Raw genomic sequence first — 6,433 nt, forward strand, 5'->3', positions numbered from 1 at the left:
TTAACTGAATCCCCTCTTCTAAAAAGGGGCCTGTATTCCATTCATTTTGTAAGGACTATATTTTGGTTATGGTGACTTGAGTACGCAGCTCTTCGATGAGTTCACGTGTCGCCAGATCATCTGAGAAAGCCGTTGCACTACCCGAAGCCACACCCGTTCGGAACGCTTCAAGCAGGTCTTCGTTTAATCCAAATGTACCTACGAATCCACCGATCATGGAATCTCCAGCACCAACCGAGTTTTTCACGACACCTTTTGGAACACTCGCATGGTAGACATCTGTTTTGGTAATCAACAGCGCTCCTTCTCCTGCCATGGAGATCAACACATGTTTGGCACCTGCTTCCAAAAGCTTGCGACCATAGGTCACCAGTTCCTCTTGAGTGTCGATGGTTACTCCGAAAAGTTCAGCTAGTTCGTGATGGTTCGGCTTCACCAGCAGCGGTTCATGTACCAAAGCATCCATTAAAGCGGGTCCTGTCGTGTCGATTACAAATTCGGCACTCGTTTGTTTGCACACGTTGATCAGACGATCGTAGAACTCAGCTCCCAGTGAAGGTGGTACACTTCCCGAAAGAATGACGATATCTCCTTTTTGCAATGCGGATAACTTGTTAAGCAACCCCGCTGCTTCCTCTGGTCGAATGGCTGGTCCCAGTCCGTTAATCTCTGTCTCTTCCCCATGCTTCAGCTTGATGTTAATTCGGGTATCATCTGCGATGGTAACGAAGTCCGTCAGAATCTTGTCTTCCTGCAATTTGTCATTAATGAAACGGCCTGTGAACCCGCCCAGAAATCCGAGTGCAGTGTTTTTGGCTCCCAGTTGATTAAGCACTCGCGATACGTTAATGCCTTTGCCTCCAGGAAGTTTCAGGTCCCGATTCATACGATTCAAATCACCAAGCTTCAGATCATCCACTTCCACGATGTAATCAATGGAAGGATTAAGTGTTACGGTATATATCATGGCTATCCCTCAATTATTTTAGTTTTCTGGGCGATTACAGAGCGCCAGTGTTCCGGCATACGTTCTGTGATCAAGTCTGCCTCCTCAAGGTCAAACAGTTTGGCAAAAGTAATTTCCCCAATTTTGCTGGAATCAGCCAGCACGTAAGATTTCCCGGACAATTGATGTGCACGTCTTTTAATCAAGGCTTCCTCCGGATCGGGAGTTGTATACCCCATTTCGGCATCCACTCCGTTGGTTCCGATAAAACATTTATCAAAACGGAAGTTGTCCATGTTCTGTAATGCGATACTGCCAATCACGGCTTTGGTGTGGATTTTCATCATTCCGCCAAGCAGATAGCTGCGTATTCGTTTACTTACCAGCGCTTCTACATGAGAAAGTCCGTTCGTCACTACCGTAACGTCCTTGGCCTCAATATAGGCAATCATGGCTAATGTCGTCGTCCCTGCATCCAGATAGATACATTCACCATTGTTGATTTCCTGCGCAGCTAAACGAGCAATCGCCGTTTTCTGTTGAATGTTTTTGAACGTTTTTTCTTCCATACCGGGTTCCGGCGTCTTTTCATTCACTAGAGCAGCACCACCATGTATGCGTTTCAGCATCTGACGACTCTCCAGATCAATCAAATCGCGCCGTATCGTTGACTCAGAAGCACCCAGCACATCGACGAGCTCTTGTAGTTTCACAATGCCTCTTTCGTGTAAGCGCTCTATAATTGCAGCATATCGTTCTTCAGTTAGCATTTTCATTCCTCCAACTGCTTTTATAGTAACATAAAATCCTCAAAAAACAATCATTTTCATTCAAATTAATTTAAAAACATTCAAAAACCATCAACATTCGACATTTTATAGACATCAAACATCGCATTCAACCCTAAATATCGTTCAAAATCATTCAAACCTTATTTCTTTCTCAGATTGTCCATGTCCTCTTTCGTCTTCCATGCATTTGATAATATCGAACGAATGATTTCGTCTCTATTTTCACATGGGAGGTGGCCGTATGGCGAATAATCGAAACAAACGCCGAAAACCCTGTATACCTCATACAGGCAAAACAAATTCTTCACTACGCTTCGGGTGGATTTCCTCCAACTGGAGTGGTTATGCCCGAGCGGGTGACAAAGCTGAATTCAGACGTATCTCGGCTGAATGGAACGTGCCCTTTGTTTTACCATCGTCCAAGTCCTCATACTCCTCAGCCTGGATCGGAATTGATGGATACGAGAATTCCAATCTCATTCAGACTGGAACAGGCCATGATTGGGTTAACGGCCAAGCTAGTTATTATGCCTGGTGGGAAATTCTTCCGGACGTTGAAACGATCATCCCTTTTCCTGTATCACCGGGAGATCGGATGAGAGCGGCCATTTACAGAATCAATCGAACTCGCTGGTGTATCACACTTCATAACCTGACCCAAAATTGGACTTTCCGCACCGTTCAGCAATATGCAGGCCAGCAATCATCCGCGGAATGGATTGTAGAAGCTCCATCATTGGGAAACACCATCTCCCGGATGGCAAAAATCACGCCTGTCACCTTCAAGTGTTGTCGCCTGAACGGTCGCTGCCCCGGCTTCATCGTCAAAGAGAAAGGCATCATGATTCAGCAAAAACAGGTTGTTTCCATTCCAGGAACACCGGGACCAAGCGGAGACTCTTTTGTCGTGAAACGAAACGGCTGAGACTTCTTCGTAGACAGTTCGTTAATGAAAAAAACTGCAATGTGCCGTATTCGGCGTACCATTGCAGAATGGATATTCGGTCATTATGGAATTGACACGAGTCTCTTTTTTCAATTATAGGAATAGCTCAGCCCTGTCAGGTTTGGGTTTTACCCAATTTCCTTCTTCATTAATAAATGCACCCTTGAAACGCCCCATCTCCAATTTCTCTACTAGCTTCATCTCATCCAGTACCAGAATTTCAGACAACTGCTGCAAACTATAAAAATCACTTGGATCATAATCCAGCAGGATTGGAACAGCCATGTCGTACAGTTCTTTAATTAGATTCTCCAATGAATGACGGCCGAGGTTGTCCATGGTTTGGAAATACTTCAGATCATGGGACACCAGATTGCGGAACGATTTATCTTTCAAGTTCATCCACAGCGTATTACACGCCTGAACACTCATATAGTTCTGCTCTACATCATAATATTGGATCTCTTCAATCTTCATATACTTTTCCTGAAAAGCTACAATTTTGATCAAGGGTTCATTTCGTTTGCGTGACGCTTTCTTCAAATGGGTTCTGAACCCCTCATAATCCATGATTCTCACAATAATCTATCGCCTGCCTTAACGCTGTATAATTCGATATTTTACAGCATTATATAAGCACCCGTAAATGTAACTTTAGAAAAAGGAAAACCGTACAGCATCTTACCCCGCTGTACGGTTATTTTGAATACTCAGATTCCAACTTCACTCTTCACCCAACTCGCAGTAAATTCCTGCTCGTTATACTTAAAAAATTGCTCCAAGATCTGTTCCCGGTCATCTAGGAAAAGCTGGTCGGCTACAGCTGAAACCAACTTCGGCACAGCATTCTTTGTCCCCGATATTGCTGAGGCGGACAGGCCGCAACTTGCAAGTGCAGAGTAGTTAAAGACAAACAACCCACGCAGCTTATCCTGCCCCTCCTCATCTCTGCCGGTCATTGCAAACCCGGGACTAAGGTAGGGATGTGCGTCAAGCAGTGCATTCCTCTGTACCGTCGGAGCTTGAAACCGGTCTGCCCAGCGTGCAATATGTGCCTCCACCATACTAAGCTCGGGACGCAGTGACGGATCACTCACCATACCCGTACTTATGACCAAAAAATCAAAGGAGTGCTTGCCCTGTGGCGTAGTCACTACCGCTTTCCCATCCTTCATCTGTATATCCAGCCAAGGCGCATGAAGATGTAATTGGAAGCCTGGCCATGCAGCGGCTCGGTTGAAGGTATCGTTCGTCGGTGGCTGATTGTATTTGAAAAAATGGGAAATGGTCGCATACTTATCCTCGTCCGACAAAACGTGAAACCGTTCGATCATACCGGATTGTTCCATCTGACGTATCGGGTTAATGCTCGGCAATTGTTCCCGCCGCACAAATACGTGGGCCTCAGCCACACCTGTGGCTAGTGCAAAGTTGGCATTATCAAAGGCTGAAGCTCCGCCGCCAAGTATGGCAATCCTTTTTCCTCGTAACCGCTCAAAATCAATCAGCTCCGACGTATGTGCATACAAATGTCTAGGTACTTTCTCAGCGATCATCGGTGGTACATGCCACTCCCCGCCACCCTGGATGCCCGTAGCCAAGACAACCTTTCGTGCCAGCAACATATTACTTGGAGCCCCTGCACCCGTAATGTGCAGCCGGTGTAAGCCTCCATCTGCAGGTTCAATCAGTCTCAGTTTTACTTCATTCATGACAGGCAGATTAAGCACTTGCCTGTACCAGCGCAGATAGTTCATCCATTCGCTGCGCGGAATTTTATCAACCGCATCCCATCCGGAGGAGCCTGATTGAGCCTCCCACCATGCTCGAAACGTCAGCGAAGGAATACCGAGATCAATGGAAGTCAGGTGTTTTGGTGTACGTAACGTGACCATACGCGCGTAAGTTTCCCAAGGTCCCTCCAACCCTGCGGCATTTTCATCAATGACCAGAATGTTGGATATCCGCTCACGCAGGAATCCAAAAGCAGCCCCCAAACCGCTCTGCCCACCACCTACAATAACGACATCATAGATATGGCCTTCGTCATGTTCGCGTGGGCGAATCCAATCCGCACCTCCATATGCGAGATAAGCCAGATCATCTTGTACTCGTTGGTTTAATGTTTCAAGGCTCATCATTCATCAACCCTTTCAACGTCCACTCGTATGCTGCTACGAACCGCTCGTTTAATGTTATGTTTGTGTAATAATTTATTTTGTTAATGGATATTCTGCAAGTTCAAAGCAGCCTAATTCATTTACCATATGGATAAAGACGATGATTCCGTCTCAATCCCTTACATCATTTTCATAAGGATTAGCGTTATTATATGAGTTGGGGTCATTTTTTTGAATATCACGACAGATTTCTTGTCATCAGACCTAAAAACATCTAACATGCTTGTTAACTATAACGAAACCAAATTTTAATGATCTCGTCCTGTATGTAAAAAAGACAGATCAGGTTGGATATTAACGATAGATCCAACCCGGATCTGTTTTCGTGTTGTCTTATTTTTAAATAGGTGGGGTGCTGAAGAATTAATACCTCATGTCAATTCGTGTACTGACCATACAATACCATTCGTTGCTCCAATCCCCAAGTTCAGAGTAATCGTTAATCCATTCGCTGAGTAAAACAACCCAATCACATCGCCTGCATTCAGCGTAACCTGCGCCGCTAGCGTTACGGCTCCACTACCAAGAACTGCCCGCAACGTAAGTAGCGTTACGCTGATATTCAGGATTGGCAATAGTCCATTGACCAATGTAGTCGTAGTGGGGGAGGTTCTTTGCACCAGAAACGCTGGATTGACCCCAGCACCCAATGAGATGGCGATTGCGGCAGTTGTAGAAAAATTGATTGTTGCCACAATCGAGTAGGTCCCCGTATTCGGCGCCGTGTAATTGCCTGTAGTTGCATTAAAATTTGCATTACCATAGTAAGGACTTGCTGTACTCCAGTTGGTTAACTGTGCACTGGTTGTTGTTGATAGGTTAGCCAAAAATGCAGAAAATCCTTGTGCAGCTAGATTGGGCCCTGATGCACCCGTAGCCCCTGTGGCTCCCGTGGATCCAGTAACTCCAGTCGCCCCGGTAGCCCCAGTTGCGCCTGTTGTTCCCGTTCCCGTTGCACCTGTCGCACCAGTTGCACTCGTTACACCCGTTGAACCCGTCGCACCTGTGGCTCCGGTTCCGGTTGCGCCCGTCACACCTGTTACCCCAGTAGATCCTGTCGCGCCTGTGGATCCGGTTATACCTGTTCCCGTTGCACCTGTCACACCAGTTACACCAGTAAATCCTGTGGCGCCGGTTGTTCCCGTTGTTCCCGTTGTTCCCGTTCCCGTGGCTCCTGTCGCACCTGTTTCACCCGTAAGTCCTGTTGCTCCGGTAGCTCCAGTCGTTCCTGTTCCCGTTGCACCTGTCACACCAGTTACACCAGTAGGCCCCGTTGCACCAGTGGCTCCCGTAGCTCCTGTTCCGGTGGCACCTGTCACACCTGTTACCCCAGTAAGTCCCGTTGAACCCGTCGCACCAGTAGCTCCGGTTGTTCCAGTTCCGGTGGCACCTGTCGCACCAGTTACACCAGTAAGCCCTGTTGCACCAGTAGCTCCAGTCGTTCCTGTTCCGGTTGCACCTGTCACACCAGTTACTCCAGTAAGTCCCGTTGCTCCAGTTGTTCCCGTTCCTGTTGCACCTGTCGCACCTGTTACTCCAGTAAGACCCGTTGCACCTGTGACTCCGGTTG

Annotated in this window: 5 protein-coding genes and 1 pseudogene; 1 reads left to right on the top strand and 5 read right to left on the bottom strand. The window is 46.9% G+C overall.

Going from position 1 to position 6,433, the window contains the following annotated elements; genetic code table 11:
* Positions 1-55 precede the first annotated feature (55 nt).
* Together pfkB and AC4PM4_RS17090 are read right to left on the bottom strand one after the other, a co-directional pair.
* A complete protein-coding gene (pfkB, locus tag AC4PM4_RS17085; RefSeq protein ID WP_400343382.1) occupies positions 56-967 on the bottom strand; it encodes a 1-phosphofructokinase in 912 nt (303 codons plus the stop codon).
* A 2-nt stretch (positions 968-969) separates the two neighbouring features.
* Positions 970-1,716 carry a DeoR/GlpR family DNA-binding transcription regulator gene (locus AC4PM4_RS17090; RefSeq protein ID WP_063564923.1) on the bottom strand — a complete coding sequence of 249 codons (747 nt, stop codon included), beginning with the start codon at positions 1,714-1,716 and terminating at the stop codon, positions 970-972.
* A 262-nt stretch (positions 1,717-1,978) separates the two neighbouring features.
* Here AC4PM4_RS17090 and AC4PM4_RS17095 point away from each other — a divergent pair, with 262 nt between their 5' ends.
* Positions 1,979-2,662 (top strand): G1 family glutamic endopeptidase, encoded by a 684-nt coding sequence (locus tag AC4PM4_RS17095; RefSeq protein ID WP_063564924.1) that lies wholly within the window; start codon positions 1,979-1,981, stop codon positions 2,660-2,662.
* A gap of 114 nt (positions 2,663-2,776) precedes the next feature.
* Here the strand turns inward: AC4PM4_RS17095 and AC4PM4_RS17100 are convergent, their stop codons facing one another.
* The 3 genes and pseudogenes from AC4PM4_RS17100 to AC4PM4_RS17110 all read right to left on the bottom strand — a co-directional run.
* Positions 2,777-3,226 (bottom strand): hypothetical protein, encoded by a 450-nt coding sequence (locus AC4PM4_RS17100; protein ID WP_079694886.1) that lies wholly within the window; start codon positions 3,224-3,226, stop codon positions 2,777-2,779.
* Between the two features lie 167 nt (positions 3,227-3,393).
* Complete coding sequence (locus AC4PM4_RS17105; RefSeq protein WP_491614089.1) at positions 3,394-4,821, bottom strand: FAD/NAD(P)-binding protein; 1,428 nt, start codon at positions 4,819-4,821, stop codon at positions 3,394-3,396.
* 413 nt (positions 4,822-5,234) lie between these two features.
* Positions 5,235-6,433 (bottom strand): annotated as a pseudogene (locus tag AC4PM4_RS17110) (collagen-like protein); the annotation flags it as partial.

This window comes from Paenibacillus sp. MDV22-iso6 (assembly GCF_058408365.1).

Bases quoted from the DNA above. Each gene is read 5' to 3' on its own strand.
- AC4PM4_RS17095 (WP_063564924.1), top strand. From the start codon at position 1,979: ATGGCGAATAATCGAAACAAACGCCGAAAACCCTGTATACCTCATACA.
- pfkB (WP_400343382.1), bottom strand. From the start codon at position 967: ATGATATATACCGTAACACTTAATCCTTCCATTGATTACATCGTGGAA.
- AC4PM4_RS17090 (WP_063564923.1), bottom strand. From the start codon at position 1,716: ATGCTAACTGAAGAACGATATGCTGCAATTATAGAGCGCTTACACGAA.
- AC4PM4_RS17105 (WP_491614089.1), bottom strand. From the start codon at position 4,821: ATGAGCCTTGAAACATTAAACCAACGAGTACAAGATGATCTGGCTTAT.